Source organism: Kocuria sp. GQ42, assembly GCF_059758435.1.
The window spans coordinates 105,560-124,757 of sequence record NZ_JCAXEN010000004.1; the positions used below are offsets into that span (position 1 = coordinate 105,560).

Sequence of the window (19,198 nt, forward strand, 5' to 3'; positions counted from 1 at the left end):
GGGGATGCTGGGGTGTGTGGGGGTGGGGCGGCATGCTCAGCGGTGGCGCTCGAAGATCTCCTGGTAGGCGGCCGCGAGCCGGAGCGTGTTGTGCACGGCGGTGCCGGGGTGCGCCCGGACGTCGGCGTAGAAGACCTCGGCGCCCAGGCCCCGGGCGACCTCCTCGAGGTCGGCGCCGTCCTCGGTGGCCGAGGGGTCGGCGAGGACCACGTCCAGGGTCAGCTCCGGGCAGTAGTCGTGCAGCACCCGCAGGTGGTCGGCGGCGGTCTTGCCGCGCGTCTCGGTGTCCGGCGAGAGGTTCAGGGTGACGCAGCGGCGCGCCGGCGAGCCGCAGATCGCCCGGCGCAGCTCGGGCAGCAGCAGGTGCGGCAGCACGGAGGTGTGCCACGAGCCCGGCCCCATGATCACCCAGTCGGCGAGCCCGACCGCCTCGACCGCCTGCGGGCAGGCCGGGGCGTCCGGGGGCACGAGCCGCACGTTGCAGACGTCGGCCTGCTTGGCCAGGACCGCCTGCCCGGTGATCGTGCGCACCGTGCCCGCCTCGCCCGGGCGCACCGCCGCGCTCCCGCCGGACGGGGCACAGGGGACGTCGCCGGCGATGACCAGCGGCTGCGTGGACATCGGCAGCACCCGGCCGCGGGCGCCCAGCAGGGCGCCCGCCCACTCGAGCCCCGCCACCGGGTCCCCCAGCAGCTCCCACAGCGTGACGATGAGCAGGTTGCCCAGCGCGTGGTTGTCGAGCGTCGTGGGGCGCCCCTCCGAGGAGCTGAACCGGTGTTGCATGACGTCGCGCCACGTCCGGCCCCACTCGGAGTCGTCGCAGAGTGCGGCGAGCGCCATCCGCAGGTCCCCCGGGGGCAGGACCCCGAGCTCGTCTCGCAGCCGGCCGGAGGAGCCGCCGTCGTCGGCCACGGTCACGACCGCCGTGAGCACCGGGGTGATCCGGCGCAGCGCGGCGAGGTTGGCCGAGAGCCCGTGCCCGCCGCCGAGGGCGACCACGGAGGGGCTGGCGCCACCGGGCCGCCGGGCGGAGGGGTCGGGCGAGTGGTGGGGGTCGGCATCGGCGCCGCTGCTGAGGGGCAGCCGGGGGAACGCGCCGGTGGGAGGAAGGGTCATCGGGGGTCCCATCGCGGTGAGGGCGAGCCGGTCACTCCCGGCCCATGTCCCGGTGCTGGATGTTGACCGTCACGAGCGGCAGCTTGGCGAGCCTGCGGGCCACCTCCTCGCTCACGGCCACGGAGCGGTGCTTCCCGCCCGTGCAGCCGATCGCGATGGTGGCGTAGTGCTTGTTCTCCGTACGGTATCCCGCGAAGACGGGTTCGAGCATGGCGACGAACCGGTCCACGAACTGCCGGGGGCCGTCGTCCTGGAAGACGTAGTCCCGGACCTCGTCGTCCTTGCCGGTGCGCGGGCGCAGCGACGGGACCCAGTGCGGGTTGGGGATGAACCGGACGTCGGCCACGTAGTTCGCGTCCGCGGGGACCCCGTACTTGAAGCCGAAGCTGAGCACGGTCAGGCGCAGGACCACCGGCCCGTTCGTGGAGAACAGGTCGGCCACGGCCCGGGACAGGGCGTGCACGTTGAACCCGGAGGTGTCCAGGACCACGTCGGCCGACTCCCGCAGGTCGGTCAGCAGGGCGCGCTCGGCGCGGATACCGTCGAGGATCCGCCCGCCGGCCTGCAGCGGGTGGGGCCGGCGCTGGTGCTCGTAGCGGGAGACCAGGACCTCGTCGGCGGCGTCCAGGAAGAGCACCGAGAAGTCGACGTCGGACGCCTCGAGGGCGGCCAGCGTCTCCTTCATGTCGCTGAACAGGGCCTTGCCGCGCACGTCGATGACGACCGCCAGCTTGGGCAGGGCCTGCGGGGTCCGGGAGACGAGGTCGGCGAGGGTGTGCAGCATCTGCGGCGGCAGGTTGTCGACCACGTACCAGCCGAGGTCCTCGAGGGCGTTCGCGGCCGTGCTGCGCCCGGCCCCGGACATGCCCGTGACGACGAGCAGCTCCGAGCTGGTCGGTTTCGCGTGGCCGGTCCCGTCCGCCGTCCCGACGTCCGCTCCGGCGGTGTGCTCGCTCATGTCCGCTCCGTCTCCCGTCGTGGTGGCCTGCGCCCGGTGGTCCCGCCCCAGCCTAACGAAGTCGGCGGGGCCCCGCCGCGACCCCGGCGGCGCGCCCGGATCAGGACAGCACCTCCCCGGTGGTCATGTTGACCGCCGGGGCGGTGGTGTCGTCGGAGGCCTGCAGCGCGGCGGCCACCTTCTCGGCGAGGGTCCGCCCGAAGCCGGGGACCTGCTCCAGCTCCTCGACCCGGGCCGTCCGTAGCTTCTTGACGGAGCCGAAGTGCTTGAGCAGGGCCTTCTGCTTGGCGGGGCCCACCCCGGGCAGCTCGTCGAGCACGGAGACCGTCATGGCGGAGGAGCGCTTCTTGCGGTGGAAGGTGATGGCGAAGCGGTGGGCCTCGTCGCGGATCCGCTGGAGGAGGTAGAGGCCCTGGCTCGCGCGCGGCAGGATCACGGGGAACTCGTCGTCCGGCACCCACACCTCCTCGAGCCGCTTGGCGAGGCCCACCACGTGGACGTCGTCGATCCCGAGCTCGCGCAGCGCCCGGGCGGCGGCGGCGACCTGCGGGGGCCCGCCGTCGACCACCACCAGGCTGGGCGGATACGCGAAGCGCGCCCGCTCGGGGGCCTCGGCCCCGGCGTCCACCTGCCCGGTGCGCGGCCCGGCGGCCTCCCGCTCGGCCTGCTCCTCGAGGTGGCGGCGGAAGCGCCGGGAGATGACGTCGTGCATGGACGCGGTGTCGTCCCGGGCGGCCTCGCCGGTGACCGAGAACTTCCGGTAGTCCGACTTCTTGGGCAGCCCGTCCTCGAAGACGACCATGGAGGCGACGACGTTGGTCCCCTGCACGTGCGAGATGTCGTAGCACTCGATGCGCATCAGCGGCACGGGGATGTCGAGGGCCTCCTGCAGCTCCTGCAGGGACGCGGAGCGGGTCGTGATGTCGCCCGCCCGCCGGGACTTGTGCAGCTTCAGCGCCTGCCGGGCGTTCTCCTGCACCGTCTCCATGAGGTGCGCCTTCTCCCCGCGCTGCGGCACGGCGATCGTCACGCGGGAGCCGCGCAGCCCCGAGAGCCACTCCTCGAGCCGGTCGGTGCTGTCGGCGGGCTCGGAGAGCAGCACGGTGCGCGGGATGGCGTCCTCCCGGTAGGCGAGCTCCGCGGAGGGCCGGTGCTTGGACCCGCCCGGGGACGGGGGCGCGGCGGCGTGGGCGCTCTCGGCGGCGTCCGCGGCGGTGTCGCCGTAGACCTGCTCGAGCAGCTGCTCCAGCAGGCGTCCGCCGTCGGCCTCCTCGACCTTCTCGGTGACCCAGCCGCGCTGGCCGCGGATCCGGCCGCCCCGGACGTGGAAGACCTGGACGGCGGCCTCCAGCTCGTCCTCGGCGAGCGCGAAGAAGTCGGCGTCGGTGCTGTCGGAGAGCACCACGGCGTTGCGCTCGAAGGCCTTCTCCAGGGCGGCGATGTCGTCCCGGCGCGCGGCGGCGGTCTCGAAGTCCATGGCCGCGGCGGCCTCCTGCATCTGCCGCTGCAGCTCCTTGATGAACGGCGTCGCGTGCCCGGCCATGAACCGGCACAGGTCCTCCGCGAGGGCGTAGTGGTCCTCCTCGGAGATCCGCCCCACGCACGGGGCGGAGCACTTGTCGATGTAGCCCAGCAGGCACGGGCGCCCGGACTGCTCGGCGCGCCGGTAGACGCCCTTCGAGCAGGTGCGCACGGGGAAGACCCGCAGCAGGGCGTCGAGGGTCTCGCGGATCGCCCAGGCCTGGGAGTAGGGCCCGAAGTAGCGGTTGCCCTTCTTCTTCTCCCCCCGGACCACCTGGGCCCGCGGCACGGACTCGGCCATCGTGACGGCGAGGTAGGGGTAGGACTTGTCGTCCCGGTAGGCGATGTTGAACCGGGGCTTGAACTCCTTGATCCACGTGTACTCGAGCTGCAGGGACTCCAGCTCGCTGCCCACCACGGTCCACTCGACCCCGGCCGCGGTGGTGACCATGGCGCGGGTCTTGGGGCTCAGGGCGTGCGGGGGCGCGAAGTAGGAGCTCAGCCGGTTGCGCAGGTTCTTGGCCTTGCCCACGTAGACCACGCGCCCGTACTCGTCGCGGAAGCGGTAGACCCCCGGGGCGGTCGGGATGTCCTGGCGGGCGGGGCGGTAGCTCTCCGGATCGGCCACGGTCCGGTCCCCCTCAGCTGCCGGTCGGGGCCGGGGCGGTGTACCGGGCCAGGAGCTCCCCGAGCTCGGCGGCGTCCCGGGCCACGGCGGCGAAGCCGGTCCCCAGCTCGTCCTCGTCGGCGAAGCCCCAGGCGACGCCCAGGCAGTCGATCCCGTGGGCGAGCGCGCCCTCGGCGTCGTATCGGCGGTCCCCGATCATCACCGTGCGCGCGCGGTCCGGGGCGGCCACGCCGAGCCGGCGCAGGGCCTCGGCAATGATCGCGGGCTTGTCGTGGGCCAGTCCGTCGCGCGGGGCGGCCGCGGCGTCGTCGGCGGCCCCCGAGACGGTCTCGAACCACCGGGTGAGGCCGAACCGCTCGACGGCGAGCTCGGCGGTGGGCTCGGGCTTCTGGGTGGCCACGGCCATCCGCACGCCGGCCCCGTGCAGGCGCTCCAGGAGCTCCTCCACCCCCGGGTAGATCCGGGTCTGCGCGAGCCCCTCGGTGCGGTAGCGGGCCCGGTAGGTGGCGACCACCGCCGGGATGTCCTCCTCCGGGACGTCGGTGAAGGTCCGCAGGGAGAAGCCCACGGGCGGGCCCACGAACCGGCGCAGGTCCTCGGGCACGGCGTGGCCGTGCTCGGCCAGGGCCCGGGCGATGCCGCCGGTGATCGCCCCGGCGGGGTCCAGGAGGGTGCCGTCGAGGTCCCAGAGCACCACGGGGGCGGTCATCGGGCGGCCCCCGCCGGGACGGGGCGCTCGGCGAGCACCTCGGCCAGGAACCGGCCGGTGTGGCTGTTCGTGTTCCGGGCCACCTGCTCGGGGGTGCCCTCGGCCACGACCTGCCCGCCGCCGGACCCGCCGTCCGGTCCGAGGTCCACGATCCAGTCGGCGGACTTGATGACGTCCAGGTTGTGCTCGATGGTCATCACGGTGTTGCCCTTGTCCACGAGCCCCTGCAGCACGAGCAGCAGCTTGCGGATGTCCTCGAAGTGCAGGCCGGTGGTGGGCTCGTCCAGCACGTAGATGGACCGGCCGTTGGAGCGCTTCTGCAACTCCGCGCCGAGCTTCACGCGCTGGGCCTCACCGCCGGAGAGGGTCGTGGCAGGCTGGCCCAGCCGGACGTAGCCGAGGCCGACGTCCACGAGGGTGTTGAGGTGCCGGGCGATCGGGCCGAACGCCTTGAAGAACTCGGCGGCCTCCTCGATGGGCATCTCCAGGACCTCGGCGATCGTCTTCCCCTTGTAGTGCACCTCGAGGGTCTCCCGGTTGTACCGGGCGCCCTTGCACACCTCGCACGGGACGTAGACGTCCGGCAGGAAGTTCATCTCGATCTTGATCGTGCCGTCGCCGGAGCACGCCTCGCAGCGCCCGCCCTTGACGTTGAACGAGAACCGGCCGGCCTGGTAGCCGCGCACCTTCGCCTCCGGGGTCTCGGCGAAGAGCTTGCGGATGTGGTCGAAAACGCCCGTGTACGTGGCGGGGTTGGAGCGCGGGGTCCGCCCGATCGGGCTCTGGTCCACGTGCACCACCTTGTCGAGCTGGTCCACGCCGTCGATGCGCTTGTGCCGGCCGGGGACCTGCTTGGCCCCGTTGAGCTTGTTGGCCAGCGCCGTGTAGAGGATGTCGTTGACCAGCGTGGACTTCCCGGACCCGGACACCCCGGTCACCGCGGTCAGCACCCCGAGCGGGAAGGAGACGTCGATGCCGCGCAGGTTGTTCTCCCGCGCGCCCACGACCTTGAGCATCCGCTTGCGGTCGATCGTCCGGCGCTGCGCGGGCACCCGGATGGCCCGGCGGCCGGAGAGGTAGTCGGCCGTGATGGACTCCTCGTTGGCGAGGAGCTCCGCGTAGGTCCCGGAGTGCACCACGCGCCCGCCGCGCTCGCCGGCGCCGGGGCCGACGTCCACGATCCAGTCGGCCTCGCGGATGGTGTCCTCGTCGTGCTCGACCACGATCAGGGTGTTGCCCATGTCCCGCAGCTTGGTGAGGGTCCCGATGAGCCGGCGGTTGTCCCGCTGGTGCAGGCCGATCGAGGGCTCGTCCAGGACGTAGAGCACGCCCACGAGCCCGGCCCCGATCTGGGTGGCCAGGCGGATGCGCTGGGCCTCGCCGCCGGACAGCGTCGCGGCGGCGCGCTCCAGGTTGAGGTAGTCCAGGCCCACGTCCACGAGGAACGTCAGGCGCGCCTGGATCTCCTTGAGCACCTGCTCGCCGATCTTCGTCTCGCGGGTGCTGAGCTCCAGGTCCCGGAAGAACGCGTGGGCGTCCCGCATGGGCATGCGGGTGGTCTCGGCGATGTTCTTCCCGCCCATGGTCACGGCGAGCATGGTCGGGTTCAGCCGGGCGCCGTCGCAGGCCGGGCAGGCCACCTGGCGCATGTACTGCTCGTAGCGGTCCTTGGCGTTGTCCGACTCCGTCTCCGCGTGCTTGCGCTTGATGTAGCCGATCACGCCCTCGAAGCCCTGGGTGTAGCGGCGCTCCCGGCCGAACCGGTTCCGGTAGGCCACGGTGACCTGGTAGTCCTTGCCCTCGAGGATCGCCTTGCGCGCCTTGGCGGGCAGCTTCCCCCACGGGGTGACCAGGTCGAAGCCGAGCTCCTGGCCCAGGCCGGCGAGCAGGCGGTTCCAGTACTCGCTCGTGGCCTTGCCGAGCGACCACGGGGCGATCGCGCCCTCCACGAGGGAGAGGTCCGGGTTGGGGACCACGAGCTCCTCGTCGACCTCGAGCCGCGAGCCGATGCCGTCGCACTCCGGGCACGCGCCGAACGGTGCGTTGAAGGAGAAGGACCGGGGCTCGATCTCGTCGGCCTGCAGGGGGTGCTCGTTGGGGCAGGCGAGGTTCTCGGAGAACGGGCGGCGCAGCTCCAGCGGGTGGGCGATCTCCTCGTCCGAGCGGGGCACGAGCTCGACGACGACGCGCCCCTCGGCGAGACCCAGCGCCGTCTCGACGGAGTCGGTCAGGCGCTGGCGGATGCCCTCCTTGACCACGAGCCGGTCCACGACCACCTCGATGGTGTGCTTGTACTGCTTCTTGAGCTTGGGCGGGTCCGAGAGCTGGACCGTCTCGCCGTCCACGGTGGCACGGGAGAAGCCCTTCGCGGAGAGCTCCTGGAAGAGGTCCACGAACTCGCCCTTGCGCTCGCGCACCACGGGCGCGAGCACCTGGAAGCGGGTCGCGGCCGGCATCTCGAGGAGCTGGTCCACGATCTGCTGCGGGGTCTGCTTCTTGATCGCCTCGCCGCACTCGGGGCAGTGCGGGTGGCCGACGCGCGCCCACAGCAGGCGCATGTAGTCGTAGATCTCGGTGATCGTGCCCACGGTGGAGCGCGGGTTGCGGGAGGTGGACTTCTGGTCGATGGACACTGCCGGGGACAGGCCCTCGATGAAGTCGACGTCCGGCTTGTCCACCCGGCCCAGGAACATCCGGGCGTAGGAGGACAGGGACTCGACGTAGCGGCGCTGGCCCTCGGCGAAGATCGTGTCGAAGGCCAGTGACGACTTCCCGGAGCCGGAGAGCCCCGTGAACACGACCATGGCGTCCCGCGGCACGGTCAGCGAGACGTTGTCGAGGTTGTGCTCGCGCGCGCCCTGCACCACGATCTCGGTGAGGTCGGACCTGCGGGCGGTCCGGGCGCCGGTGGCGGTCACCGGCCCGTCGAGGGCTTCGGAGGAATCGGTCGACGGGTTCAGGACCAGGGTGGACGTGGGGATCGGCTCAGACACGCCCTCCACTCTAGTACCGGGCCCGGACATCGGGGCCGGGTCCGTGGGCGGGTTCACACCCGGTCCACGGGGCCGGTGGTGGTGTCCTCGCGGACCCGGTCCGGGGCCGCTCCTCCGGCGGAGCCGTTTCGTCCCCCGGCGGAGCCTGGACCGGTCTCCTCGGTGTGCGGGCCGGCCGCGGCCTCCTGCCGGCGGCGGACCTCGCGGGCGTCGAGGGTGCGGGTGACGACCTTGAGCCGGCCCGTGGCGGGGTCCACCTCCACGATGTCCACGGTGCGCCGCAGCGGCACCTCCTTGATGAGGAGCACGGCGAGCAGCGTCACGAGGGACGCGATTGCGGCGACCAGGAAGACGAGGCCGGTGCCCGTGCCGTAGGCCTCGCGCACCACGCCCTCGACGGACGCCGGCAGCGACTCCAGGTCCATCGTGGAGCTGTCCACCGCCGCGGGGTCCCCGCCGCGGGCCCGGGTGCTCTCGGCGAGCTGCCGGGCCAGGTGGGAGCTCATGAGGGCGCCGAACACGGCGACCGCCACGGCGCCGCCCATGGTGCGGAAGAAGGCCACCGAGGAGGAGGCCGCGCCCATGTCCTTGAGCCCCACGGTGTTCTGCACGGCCAGGACCAGGTTCTGGTTCAGCGCGCCGATGCCGAGGCCCACGAGGAAGATGAAGACGCTCACGGCCCACAGCGCGGTGTCGTGCGTGAGCGTGGCGGCGAGGAACAGGCCGGTGGACATGAGCACGGCGGCGACCACCAGGATGATCTTCCACCGCCCGTAGCGGGTGATCAGCTGCCCGGCGACCGTGGCGCCCACGAGGGAGCCGAAGACCTGCGGGAGCATGAGCATCCCGGCCATGGTGGGGCTGAAGCCCTGGCCCAGCTGGAAGTACTGGCCGAGGTAGGTGGTCGAGGCGAACATGGCCCCGCCGGTGGCGATGGCCGCGAGGATGGCCAGCGCGGTGGTGCGCTCGGTGACCACGCGGATGGGCAGGACCGGCTCGGCGGCGCGCTGCTCCACGAGCACGAACAGCACGGAGCCCACGAGCGCGGTGGCCACGAGGGCCGCGGAGGTCGCCGAGACCCACTCGAACATGCCCGGCTGCCCGGCCAGGGACACCCACAGCAGCAGCGCGGAGGCCGAGAGGACCAGCAGCGCGATGCCGAGCCAGTCGATGCTCACCTTCCGGGGCGCCTGCGGCGGGATGCGCAGGGTGCGGTGGACGAGCACGGCCGCCAGGACCGCCAGCGGGGCGGGGATGAGGAACACCCAGCGCCAGCCGAAGAGGTCCACGATGAGCCCGCCGAGCAGCGGGCCGGCGGAGGTGGCCACGGCCATGACGGCGCCCATGTAGCCGGCGTAGCGGCCGCGCTCCCGGGGCGGGATGATCGTGCCCATGATGGTCATGGCCAGGGCCATGATCCCGCCCATGGCCACGCCCTGGACCACGCGGGCCAGGATGAGGAACTCGATGGTCGGGGCCAGCCCGGCCATGGCCGAGCCGAGCACGAAGATCACGATGGAGAGCTGCAGCAGCTTCTTCTTGTCGAAGAGGTCGGCGAGCTTGCCCCAGACGGGCGTTGTCGCGGCGTTGGCGAGCAGGGTGCCGGTGACCGTCCAGGACAGCGAGGTCTGGTCCCCGCCGAGGTCGGCCATGATGACGGGCAGGGCCGTGCCGATGATCGTGAGGGTGACCATCGCCATGAAGAACACCGAGAGGATCCCCGTGAGCGCCCGCATGACCTCCTTGTGGGAGGCGCCGGTCCCCCCGCCCGGTGCGGTGGTCGGTTGCTGTGACGTCATGGTGCGGTCTGCTCCTCGTGCTCTCGGTCTGCGTGGTCCCGGCAGGACGTGGTGCGCTCCACGCCGAGGGAGTCCAGGAAGACGGTGGTGATCTCGTTGATGGCGCCGCGGCTGGTGCGGGCCTGGCCCTCGTCCCAGCCCTCGAGCCGCGCGGCGAGGCGCTGGGCGTCCTGCTCCAGCACCGTCCGGACCTGCTCCCGGCCCCACTCCGTGATGGCGACGAGCGCGGCGCGGCCGTCGTCGGGGTCGGGGGTGCGCTCCACGTGGCCCTCCCCCTCGAGGGCGGCCAGCTGCCGGCTCAGGCCCGAGGGCCCGAGGCCGGTCTCGGAGGCCATCACGGTGGCCCGCCGCGGCCCGTTGCCGTCGAGGTAGTAGAGCAGGGCGATCGCCGTGGGGTTGAGCTGGCGCTGACCGGCGTCGGTCTTGGTCACGCGCTTCATGACGCGCTGCAGCTCGAGCAGGTCGCGCACGAGCTCCACGGCGGTGTCGTGGGAGACGGGCAACGGGGCTCCTCCGGGATCGGGGACGGGGGTGGACAACGACGAAGGGGCACCCGGTCCGCACGCCCCGCTCCTCGCGGGGTCCCGCGTCGACGACGACGCGGGCGTGGTGCCACCGGATGCCCTGATGCTTTGTTGCCTCACGCAACTTTATCCGGACGGCGCGGGGAAGCCAACCCCGGCGCCCGTGCCGTCGGACACACCGCCCGGCGCCCCGGAGCGCCCGCGATTGGCCAGTGTCAGGAGTCGGGAGTACCTTCGTCCTCATGATCGCAACGAAGACGGAGGTCACCGACCTCTCCGAGGTCACGATTCGCCGGATCTCCGTGAGCGAGATGGACAACAACGTCTATCTCCTCACGTCCAAGGACGAGGGCACGCAGGTCCTCATCGACGCGGCCGACGACGCCCGGGCCATCGCCGGTCTCGTGGGCGCCGGCAACGGCGACTGCTCGCAGGCCTACGGCAATCTCCAGCTCATCATCACCACCCACTCGCACTGGGACCACGTCCGCGCCCTCGAGGAGGTCCGCTCCCGCTCCGAGGCCATGACGGCGTGCGGCGCCGACGACGAGTCCGACATCGCCGTGCCCATGGACCTGACCTTCGAGGACGGGGACACGGCCGAGTTCGACGGCTTCGACCTCGAGGTCATCGGCCTGCGCGGCCACACCCCCGGCTCGATCGCCCTGGTCTACCGCGACCCCCAGGGTCCGGCGCACATCTTCTCCGGCGACTCCCTCTTCCCCGGCGGCGTGGGCAGGACGAACAGCCCCGAGGACTTCCAGCAGCTGATGGACGACGTCACCGAGCGCGTCTTCGAGCGCTTCGACGACGACACCGTGGTCCACCCCGGCCACGGGAAGCCGACCACGCTGGGGGCGGAGCGCCCGCACCTCGAGGAGTGGCGGGCCCGCGGGTGGTAGGTCCCGGGCCCGCGGCGGCCGTCACCGCCGCGCCCGACCGCGGCGCCTACACCGCCGTCCTGCTCTTCCCCGTGCTCGTCCTCGCGGGCGGGCTCGTGGGCTTCCTCGCCCCCGGCGCCGTGAGCGGGCTGTCCGGGTGGATCAACCCCCTGCTGGGCGTGGTCATGTTCGGCATGGGCCTGACCCTGCGGCCCGTGGACTTCGCGCTCGTGGCGAAGCGGCCGCTGCCGGTGCTGCTCGGCGTCGCGGCCCAGTACGTGATCATGCCGCTCGTGGCGCTGCTCGTGGTGTTCCTGCTGCGGCTGCCGCCGGAGCTCGCCGCGGGCGTGATCCTGGTGGGCTGCGCGCCCGGCGGGACGGCCTCCAACGTGGTCGCCTACCTCGCCCGCGGCGACGTGGCCCTGTCCGTCGCCATGACCTCGATCTCCACCCTGCTCGCACCGCTGCTGACCCCGCTGCTCACCCTGTGGCTGGCCGGGCAGTACCTGCCGGTGGACGGCGGGGCGATGGCCTGGTCGATCACCAAGATCGTCCTCCTGCCCGTCGTCGCGGGCCTCGCCGTCCGGCTGCTCGCGCCCCGCCTGGTCGAGCGCGCCCTGCCCGCCCTGCCGTGGGTGTCGGTGGCGGCCATCGCCGTGATCGTGGCCATCGTCGTCTCGGGCAGCGCCGACCGGATCGTGGAGGCGGGCCTGCTCGTGCTCGCGGCCGTGGCCCTGCACAATGTCCTGGGCCTGGCCCTCGGCCACCTCGTGGGGGCGGTGACGCGGCAGCCGATCGCCGTGCGCCGCACCACCGCTGTGGAGGTGGGCATGCAGAACTCCGGGCTGGCCGCCGGGCTCGCCGCCCTTTACATGAACCCCCTCGCGGCCCTGCCCGCCGCGGTGTTCTCGGTCTGGCACAACCTCTCGGGCGCCCTGTTCGCCCTGCTCTGCCGCCGAGCCGACGCGCGGACGGCGCGCCGGCTCCCAGGAGCCTGAGAATCCCGGGGACCCGCTGTGCGCGGGGCCGGGCCTCGGCTACCGTGAGCCCCATGACGTTCGCCGCGCCCCGCGCCCCGACAACGAGCGCAGAGCGCACCGGCGCGGCGACGCACGCGGCCCTCGAGGCCGTCCGCCGCGCCCCCTCGATCCTCGACGGCATCCGCCGCGCCGACGACCTGCTGCAGGCGGCCCGGGAGGATCCAGCCGGGGCGCTGCCCGTGCTCGCGGAGGAGATCCGCCGGCGCGACGACCACGTCGCGGCGATCGCCGCCGTCCATGCCCTCGCCTCCGTGCCCGGGTCCCGGGCGGACACGCTCCTCACCGCGCTCCTCGACGACGAGCCGTGGCTGCGGGAGCACTCCGCATGGGTGCTCGCCGACCGCGCCCCCCTCCCCCGCGCCGCAGCGCACCTCGCCGACCTCGTGGCCGGCGGCGGATTCCCCGGCATGCTGGCCCAGCGCACCCTGCAGGCCTGGGCCCCCGCGGCACCGGACACGGTCGGGACCGCCCTCGAGCACGCCCTCGCGGGAGCCGTCGCCCCCGGGCCCCGCGCACGGCTCGCCGAGACCCTGGGGCTCGTCCCCGGTGCCGGGCCCGCCGCGCGCCTCCGCGCCCTGGCCGGCAGTCCCGGCGAGGACCAGGACGTCCGCGGGGCCGCCCTCGAGGCCCTGGTGGACCGCCGGCAGGCCGGCGCCGAGTCCGTGGCCGACCTGACGGACCTCGCCGGGGCGTGCGCCGACGCGGACGGGCCGCTCGCCGCCGTGGCCCGGCTCGCCCTCGCCGACGTCCACGCCGCCGCCGGTCCCGCCCCGGCGTCCGGCGGGGACGGGCTCACGGTCCTGCAGCCGTTCCTGCACGCGGAGATCGACCGGGACCTCACCTTCTCCGGGCGGGGGGACAACGGCGGGATCGCCACGCTGCTCGCCCAGCTGGGCGACGCCCTCAGCGCCCCGGACGGCCCCGGCGGCGTCGCCCGGGTGCTCACGGTGTCCCGCGGCACCCACGACGAGGCCCGGGCGGCGACGGCCCGTCCGGCGGGGGCGGGGCACGTCTTCGGCGTCGTCCCCTTCACCGGACCCCCGGTGCACATGGCGGACGCCTGGCCGCGGCGGGTGGCCGCGGAACGGGGGCTGCGGCGCGTGCTGCGCCGGGCCGGCCCCGTGGACGTGCTGCACCTGCGCATGGCCGACGTCGGCTCGATGGCGGCCGCGGCGGTGGCCGCGGAGCTCGGCATCCCGTGGGTGCTCACGATGGCCCCCGATCCGCACGCGCTCGTCGCCGCCCGCGAGCGCGCCGGCACCCTGACCCGGGCCGGCTTCGGCGCGGCCGACCGGGTGGAGCACCTGTGGTTCCGCGTGCGCCTGCTCGCCGACCTCGCGGCGCGGGCGGAGCACCTGGTGCTCTTCCCCCGCCCGGACCTGGCCCGGGACGCCCGCGCGCTGCTCGACGTGGACCTGGACGAGCCCGGGCGGTGCACGGTGGTGCCGGAGGGCATCGACCTGGGCGCCGTGGACCGCGCCGCCGCGCAGGTGCGCACCGGTGCCGGAGCGCACCTCGCGGAGCTCGACACCGTGCTCGCGGCCCTGCCCGCCGCCCGGCGCGGACTGCCGCTCGTGGTCACGGTGGGCCGCCTGCACCGGGTGAAGGGCACGGCCACGCTCGTCGAGGCCTGGGCCCGGGACGCCGGGCTGCGGGACCGCTGCAACCTCCTCGTCGTGGGCGGGGACCTCGTCTCCCCCTCAGCCGACGAGCGGGAGCAGCTCACCCGGATCGACGCCGTCCTCCCCCGGGACGAGGCCGCCACCGCCGGCCTGCTCCTGGCCGGCCACCGTCCCCACGCCACCGTGGCCGCCTGGCTCGCCGCGGTGCGCCGGGGGCGACCGGGCCTGTCCGCCCCCGCCGGCGTCTACGTCTGCGCGAGCCTCAAGGAGGAGTTCGGCGTGGCGCTGGTCGAGGCCCTCGCCACCGGGCTGCCGGTCGTGGCGCCCGACGCCGGCGGGCCGGCCACCTTCGTGGCCGACGGCGTCACCGGCGTCCTCGTCGACACCGGCGACCCCGCCGCGCTGGCCCGGGCCGTGGACCTGGCCCTCGACCTGGCGGCGCGCCCCGACGCGGAGCGCGCTGCCGACGCGGCCCGTGCCATGGTCCGCGACCGCTTCAGCATCGAGGGGATGGCGACCGCCCTCACCTCCGTCTACGACGACGCCGTGGCGCACACGGCCGACAGGAGCCCCACCCCGTGACCCTGCTCGTGATCAGCCCGGACTACGCCTCCCACCTGTTCCCCCTCGCGACCCTGGCCACCGCGTGGCGGGACGCCGGGGAGCGGGTGGTCGTGGCCACCGGTCCCGCGACCGCCGCCATCGCCCGGGGCTTCGGCTTCGAGGTCGAGATCCTGCCGCTGGGCCGCGGCTCCAACCCCGGGGTCATCCGGGCCGAGGAGCAGCCGCCCGGGGAGGACGACGCCCTGCGCGGGTTCTTCGCCGCCACCCGCCGCGGCCCCGCGGAGACCCTGGCCTTCCAGGCCCGGGCACGGCGCGACGACCTGCTCTGGGACCCGCTGGGCACCGCCCGGCGGGTGCAGGACGTGGTGGACCGCGTCCGGCCGGACCAGGTGGTCGTGGACCACCTGGCCTTCGCGGCGCGCCTGGCCCTGACCGGCTCCGGGATCCGGCACGCCGACGTGGTCCTGGGCCACCCCTCGGCCCTGACGGTGGCCGACGAGGTCTACGGGCACCCGCCCGCCTGGCCCGGCCGGCTGCGCCCGTCCCCGGCCGAGCTGGAGGCGCTGCACCGGCTGTGCTCGTCGGTGCGGGACGAGTTCACGGAGCAGTGGAACGAGGCCCTGCAGCAGATCGCCCCCGGGTCCCCGGCGAGCGCCGACGCCTTCGCGGAGACCGGCGACGACCTCCTGCTCAACTATCCGGGCGAGCTCCACGACGAGCACCGGACCCGGGCGCTGCCCGAGCACACGTTCCTGGGCTCGGCCGTCCGGGAGGAGGCCGAGGACCCGGAGGTGGCCGCGTGGCTGGCCGGCTCGGACCGCCCGATCGTCTACATCAGCCTCGGCAGCTTCCTGTCCGTGCGCGGGGACGTGCTCGCCCGGGTCGCGGAGGCCCTCCGCGGCCTGGACGTGCGGGTCGCCCTCGCGGCCGGGGCGACCCGGCCCGCCGAGCTCGGCCCGGTCCCGGAGTCCTGGCTCGTGCGCGGCACCCTGCCGCAGGTCACCCTGCTGCGCCGCGCGAGCGTCGCGGTCTCCCACGGGGGGAACAACAGCGTGACCGAGGCGCTCACCGCCGGGGTGCCCCTGCTGCTGCTGCCGATGTCCACGGACCAGTTCGCCGGGGCGGCGGCCCTCGAGGCGGCGGGGCTCGGGACGGTGCTCGACCCCAACGCCCTGTCGACCGCCGAGGTGCGGGACGCCGTGGCCGGGCTGCTCGACGACGGCCACGAGCGGCGGGGGGCGCTCGAGGACCTCCGGCACGACCTGACCCGCCGGCCCGGGCCGGGACGGGCGTTCGCGGCCCTTGTCGGGTGAGCCCCCGGGCCTGCCGCTGACCGTCCTGCCGCCGTCCCGGAGGCTGGCCGGGGCGACGGCCGGACAGGCGCCGGCGTTCGGCCGCACCCTCCGCCTCGCCCTCGCCATGCGCGGCGGCGTGAGCCTCGCCGTGTGGATCGGCGGCGCGGTGGCCGAACTGGACCTCCTGCGCCGGATCCGGATCCACCGGGACGGCCGCGGAGCGCTGCACGCCTACCTCCTGCACCCCGCCACCACCCGGGACCCGGCGCTCGAGGAGCGGGCCGCGGTGTACGCGCGGCTGCTCGCGGACGCCGGCTACGACCGGGTGGACATCGACCTCCTCGCCGGGGCCAGCGCCGGCGGGCTCAACGGCGTGGTGCACGCCGTGGCCCAGCGCGCGGGCTCCGACCTGGACGCCCTCGGCCGGATCTGGACGGAGCACGGCGCCCTCGGCCGGCTGCTGCGCCCGCTCGGACGGCACCCCGTGGACTCCCTGCTGCGCGGCGACGACTACCTGTGGCCGCGGCTGCTGGAGGCGCTCCTGGCGCTCCGGGGCAGCCCGGAGCACCACCCGGACCTGGTGGCCGAGCACGTCACGGTCGAGCTCTCCGCGACGGTCCTGGACAGCGACCCCTCCCCCTACAGCGCGTCGGCGGAGGGGCGCAGCGACTTCCACTTCTCCTCCCCGGAGCCGGGCTCCCCCGGCCCGTCCCTGGACAACGACATCCCGGGGCGGGACACGGCCCCCGAGCAGGCCGCGGCCGCGCTGTCCCGGCTGGCCTACGCCGCCCGGGCGACGTCCTCCTTCCCCGGCGCCTTCGAGCCGGCCTCGGTGTGGTCCGCCCCGACCCCGGGCCCGCGGGGCGCCCCGGCCCCAGCGGCCGGGCGCCCGGATCTGAGCCATGCGTTCGGCGCCCACCGCGACCCCGCGGAGCTGCCTTACCACGTGGTCGACGGCGGGGTGTTCGACAACATCCCCATCGACCGGGCCCTGGAGGCCGCGCGCACCAGGACGTCCCTGCGGCACGCCGACCGGGCCCTGCTGTACCTCGACCCGGACCCGCCGCACCGCGAGCGTGCCGTGCCCTTCGTGCGCGACCTGCCGCGGCTCGTGGGCACGCTCGCCGCCACGGTCTCCCGGCTGCCGCGGCGGGAGTCGGACGACGACGAGGTCCTGGCCCTGTCCGACTACCTGGACGCCCAGCTCGTGGCCGGCGGCCGCCTGCACCCGCTCGCGGCGCTGATCGGGGGCTGGGACGAGGCCTCCCTCGAGGAGCGGCGCCGGGCCTACCTGCGCTACCGGGCCCGGACCGACGCCGACCTGCTGTCCCGCCTCCTGACCCGCCCGGCGCAGTGGCAGCTCACCTCGACCCTGGCCCGGCGCGACGCCCTGCGGGCCCGGCCGCCCCGTGCGCTCGACCCGCTGCGGGCGGAGCTGCTCCGGCGCTACGACGCCCTCTCCCGGGGCCCGCTGAAGGACCCCGCCGCCGCGGCGGTGCTGCGGGGGGCGCAGGCCCTGTTCGACGCCGCGTCCTGCGTGCTGTCCTGGGTGCGCGTGCTGGAGGAGCTGGGCCTCGACGGGCCGGCCGGGCCGGCCGAAGGATTCGACCGGTCCCTCGCCCGCGAGCGCGCCTATGAGGTGCTGGCGCGCGCCCGCCACGAGCGCGACCGGCGCTTCCACGCCGTGCTGGCCGCCGTCGCGGACCCGGCGGCAGACCCCACGGAGGCCGTCGACCCCTGGCTCGGCGCGACCGGCGCGGGGCACCGGCCGGCGGCCACCTCCTGGGCCGAGCTCAACGCGGTCGTGGACGGGCTCCGGGGCCTGCGCGCCGCGGTGGACGAGCACCTGGACGCCGACGTCCCCGGCCGGGCGGCCAGCCGCGCGGTCTGGGAGGCGTCCCCGTGGTCCAGGATCCCCGCCGGGGACAGGGCGCCGGCCGCGGCCGACCTGCCCCCGCTCCTGGCCGCCGCCGGGATCCCCGCCGCGGTGTCCCCCGTGGCCTACGGGGAGATCCGCGGCGACCAGACCCCCGCGGCGCCGGACGCGTTCCCCGCGCTCCGGGCGGCGCTCGCCCGGAACCGCCTCCAGCAGGCCCTTGACGCGCCGGGGGCGGATCCCCGGGAGCTCGCCCGCCTGCTCACGGACGCCGAGGAGCGGATGCCGGCGGGCGCCAAGCTGGCCGGTGCGGGACTGCTGAACTTCCGGGGGTTCCTGGCCGCGGACTGGCGGGCCCACGACTGGTGGTGGGGACGCCTCGACGCGGCGGCCGGGGTCGCCGGGTTCCTGCGCGGGCTGCCGACGGCCGCTCCGGCGTCTCCCCCAACGCCCTCGACGCCCCCGACGATCCCGGCGACCTCGACGACCCCGCCGGGCGCGCCCGGCGGTTCCCCGGGCGGGAGCAACCCGATGGCCGACGCCGTCGTCGCCGGCCTGCAGGACGCCCTGCTGCGCGACGCCGGGCACGGCTGCCCCGCCCGCGGCCGGGCTGCGGTCGGCGCGAGCGCCGACGGGCTGGACCGGCTGGCCCCGGGGCACCGCCTCTCGCTGGCCTCGCGCGGGGTGCGCGTGCTGGGGCGGGCCCTGGCGGGCACCCCGGACCTGCCCCGCCCCGTCTGGGAGGTCGTGCTGCTGGTGCTCCAGCCCCTGCTCGTGCTCGTGCCCGCGGTGGTGACCCCGGTGCGCGCAGCCCTGGTCGCCGTGGCGCTGACGGCCGGACTGTGGCCGGCCGCGGGCCCGGTCGCCGCGGAGGCACGGGCGTGGTCCTGGCCCGGTGCCGCCCTGCTCGCGGCGGTCTCCGCGGCGCTCGTGCTGTCCATCCTGCGGACGGGGCGGCGCGCGCTGCGACGGTGGGCGGCCGTCCGGGACGCCGCCGGGGAGCGGCCGTCTCCTCGCACCCGGCCCACCCCCGGGGGGTCAGGGGGCTCCGTCGTCCCGGCGGTCACGGTCGGGGAGGTCGCCGCCGCCCGCAGCGGCGCGCTGCGGCGGTCCGCCCTCGCGGGTGCGGCCGCCCTGTCCCTGCTCCTCCCGCTCGGGGCGGCCGTGCCGTCCGGGCGTGCGGCCGCCGTCCTGCTGCTGGTGCTCGGCGTGCTCGCCCTGGAGCGCCTGAGCGCGGTGCTCGCGGTGCGCGTGCCGAGCCGCGAGGTCCTGGGCGAGGTCGGGCGGGCGGTCCTCGTGGTGCCGGCCGCGGTGGCGGTCTGGGCCGGGGCGGCCCTGACCGGGCTCCCGGGGCTCGTGCCGGACGGCGCCGGAGCGCGGGCCGCGGCGCTGACCGTGGCGCTGCTGGCGGTCGGTGCCCTGCTCCTGGCGGGGTGGGTGCGGCCCGCCTGGGCCCTCACCGTCGTCCCGGCCGCGGCGGCCGTCGGCGGCGCCGCGTCCTGGGTGCTGTGGTCCTGGGCCGGCGGTCCCGGGGCGCTGTGGACCGACCTGGCGGCCGTGGCCGGGGCCGCCTACGCCTGGGCGGCTGTCCTGTGGTGGGCGCCCGCCGAGGCCATGCTGCGGCGGCACGGCCCCGGCGAGGAGCTGCTGCCCCGCCGGTGAGCCGGCCGGT

At 75.2% G+C, this 19,198-nt stretch carries 12 protein-coding genes; 5 read left to right on the top strand and 7 right to left on the bottom strand.

Annotation, left to right across the window (positions count from 1 at the left end):
* Positions 1–36: 36 nt before the first annotated feature.
* From AC6CH6_RS10155 to AC6CH6_RS10185, 7 genes are all read right to left on the bottom strand, one after another.
* Complete coding sequence (locus tag AC6CH6_RS10155) at positions 37–1,116, bottom strand: gluconeogenesis factor YvcK family protein (protein WP_498255042.1); 1,080 nt, start codon at positions 1,114–1,116, stop codon at positions 37–39.
* 31 nt (positions 1,117–1,147) lie between these two features.
* Complete coding sequence (gene rapZ, locus AC6CH6_RS10160) at positions 1,148–2,074, bottom strand: RNase adapter RapZ (RefSeq protein WP_144836077.1); 927 nt, start codon at positions 2,072–2,074, stop codon at positions 1,148–1,150.
* A 100-nt stretch (positions 2,075–2,174) separates the two neighbouring features.
* The gene (uvrC, locus tag AC6CH6_RS10165) at positions 2,175–4,223 is read right to left on the bottom strand and encodes an excinuclease ABC subunit UvrC (protein ID WP_498255043.1); all 2,049 of its coding nucleotides are present in this window, start codon (positions 4,221–4,223) and stop codon (positions 2,175–2,177) included.
* Positions 4,224–4,236: 13 nt separating this feature from the next.
* Positions 4,237–4,932 carry an HAD hydrolase-like protein gene (locus tag AC6CH6_RS10170; protein WP_498255044.1) on the bottom strand — a complete coding sequence of 232 codons (696 nt, stop codon included), beginning with the start codon at positions 4,930–4,932 and terminating at the stop codon, positions 4,237–4,239.
* Complete coding sequence (uvrA, locus tag AC6CH6_RS10175) at positions 4,929–7,934, bottom strand: excinuclease ABC subunit UvrA (RefSeq protein ID WP_498255189.1); 3,006 nt, start codon at positions 7,932–7,934, stop codon at positions 4,929–4,931. The genes AC6CH6_RS10170 and uvrA overlap by 4 nt, the downstream gene beginning before the upstream one ends.
* Positions 7,935–7,978: 44 nt before the next feature.
* Positions 7,979–9,724 carry an MDR family MFS transporter gene (locus AC6CH6_RS10180; protein WP_498255045.1) on the bottom strand — a complete coding sequence of 582 codons (1,746 nt, stop codon included), beginning with the start codon at positions 9,722–9,724 and terminating at the stop codon, positions 7,979–7,981.
* Positions 9,721–10,227 (bottom strand): MarR family winged helix-turn-helix transcriptional regulator, encoded by a 507-nt coding sequence (locus tag AC6CH6_RS10185; RefSeq protein ID WP_498255046.1) that lies wholly within the window; start codon positions 10,225–10,227, stop codon positions 9,721–9,723. Before AC6CH6_RS10185 ends, AC6CH6_RS10180 begins: the two co-directional genes overlap by 4 nt.
* 263 nt (positions 10,228–10,490) lie before the next feature.
* On the opposite strand from AC6CH6_RS10185, the gene AC6CH6_RS10190 reads away from it, so the two are divergent.
* From AC6CH6_RS10190 to AC6CH6_RS10210, 5 genes are read left to right on the top strand one after another with little or no spacing between them, the layout of a single operon-like run.
* Entirely contained in the window at positions 10,491–11,150 is a 660-nt protein-coding gene (locus AC6CH6_RS10190) for an MBL fold metallo-hydrolase (RefSeq protein ID WP_498255047.1), read from the top strand.
* The gene (locus AC6CH6_RS10195) at positions 11,144–12,127 is read left to right on the top strand and encodes a bile acid:sodium symporter family protein (RefSeq protein WP_498255048.1); all 984 of its coding nucleotides are present in this window, start codon (positions 11,144–11,146) and stop codon (positions 12,125–12,127) included. The genes AC6CH6_RS10190 and AC6CH6_RS10195 overlap by 7 nt, the downstream gene beginning before the upstream one ends.
* Before the next feature lie 53 nt (positions 12,128–12,180).
* Positions 12,181–14,373, top strand: coding sequence for a glycosyltransferase (locus AC6CH6_RS10200; protein WP_498255049.1), 2,193 nt, complete (start codon positions 12,181–12,183; stop codon positions 14,371–14,373).
* Positions 14,370–15,668 (top strand): glycosyltransferase, encoded by a 1,299-nt coding sequence (locus AC6CH6_RS10205; RefSeq protein WP_498255050.1) that lies wholly within the window; start codon positions 14,370–14,372, stop codon positions 15,666–15,668. Before AC6CH6_RS10200 ends, AC6CH6_RS10205 begins: the two co-directional genes overlap by 4 nt.
* The gene (locus AC6CH6_RS10210; RefSeq protein ID WP_498255051.1) at positions 15,658–19,188 is read left to right on the top strand and encodes a patatin-like protein; all 3,531 of its coding nucleotides are present in this window, start codon (positions 15,658–15,660) and stop codon (positions 19,186–19,188) included. The genes AC6CH6_RS10205 and AC6CH6_RS10210 overlap by 11 nt, the downstream gene beginning before the upstream one ends.
* The last annotated feature ends 10 nt before the right edge of the window (positions 19,189–19,198 follow it).